This is a genomic window from Bartonella sp. MM97QHHN (assembly GCF_042194285.1).
Lineage (GTDB): Bacteria > Pseudomonadota > Alphaproteobacteria > Rhizobiales > Rhizobiaceae > Bartonella.
The window spans coordinates 1-1147 of the sequence record NZ_JBHIMS010000069.1; the positions used below are offsets into that span (position 1 = coordinate 1).

1 protein-coding gene is annotated in these 1147 nt (G+C 39.6%); it reads left to right on the forward strand.

Features of this window, described 5'->3' with window-relative positions; all coding sequences use genetic code 11:
* Positions 1-301: 301 nt before the first annotated feature.
* The coding region (locus tag ACFIJW_RS03415; RefSeq protein WP_375633289.1) for a YopJ/AvrA family T3SS effector serine/threonine acetyltransferase at positions 302-1147 on the forward strand (846 nt) is incomplete at its 3' end.

Below are 1147 nucleotides of genomic sequence, written 5' to 3' on the forward strand. Positions count from 1 at the left end.
TAGCCATATTCCACATCCACAAAGAATGAAGCTCTGTAGCTTTACGGTAAGGCATAAATTGCTGTTAGCAAATCTTCTTTTGAGGTAAAGATGCAAACAGTAAGCGACGTGATCTCTTAAAAGATAAAAAGATACCTTACCTTTGACTCTGAAAAGCGTGGGGTTTTATCTTTCGTAATTTAAATAAAGATGATTTCATCTCTTTGTTTTTTCTAGCTAAAAATCTTTCCTGCAAACATTGTTTAGCCAGAATTGAAGAAGATAATATCACCTATCGATTATCAATATGGAGGCTAATAGTATGAAGCCACAAGATTCTTCCCTCCCTCATTCCTCACAAACACCAGAAGAGGCAAGTGCACCTGAAAGGGCGCATGCAAATGCATCGTTAGACACTCTTACTGCACATTTAGAACAATCCAGTAGTGAAAAAGGCAAAAATATCCCATTCAATCGTGAAGAATTAAAAGATATTGTTGCCCGTTTAGAGGATGATATCTCAACGGGTCGTTGGTTCACAGCTGATTATGCAAGTACAGACCTTAAGCTAATGCCAGCCTTGGTAGATCAGGCAAATCGTAAATATCCCGACATGCGTCTTCAATTGGCAGCGTCATCTCACGACTTTGCCCTTGCACTCAAAGAAGCCATCGAAAACGGCGTTCAATCTTCTAGATTTATCATTCACACAAAGGATAGGGGAATTCATTTTGCGCTCATTGATCATCAAACCATAGAGGACAAAACATCGGTGATATTTTTTGAACCTACAACATTTAACAATATGAAACCAGCAGTACTCGCATTAAGGACGCAATTGGCCCTTAAAGCGCATGAATTGCCCAACTGTTCTTTTGCCATGGCAGAAATGGACATTCAACGCAGTTCCTCTGAATGTGGAATGTTTTGTTTAGCGCTCGCTAAAAAGCTTCATACCGAATCTGCTAAATTAGAAAGACTGCACAAAGATAATATTAAAGGTGTCTTATGTGAACCAGACACGCCTTTACCTGCTGAAAAATTGGACCCATATCTTCCGACCACTTTTTACAAACACGTGCAAGGAAGAAGACGTCTTGGGGAATATCTAAAAGCCAATCCAGACGCGGCACATGAAAAAGTAAACAAAAAAGGCGAAACCCTAAAC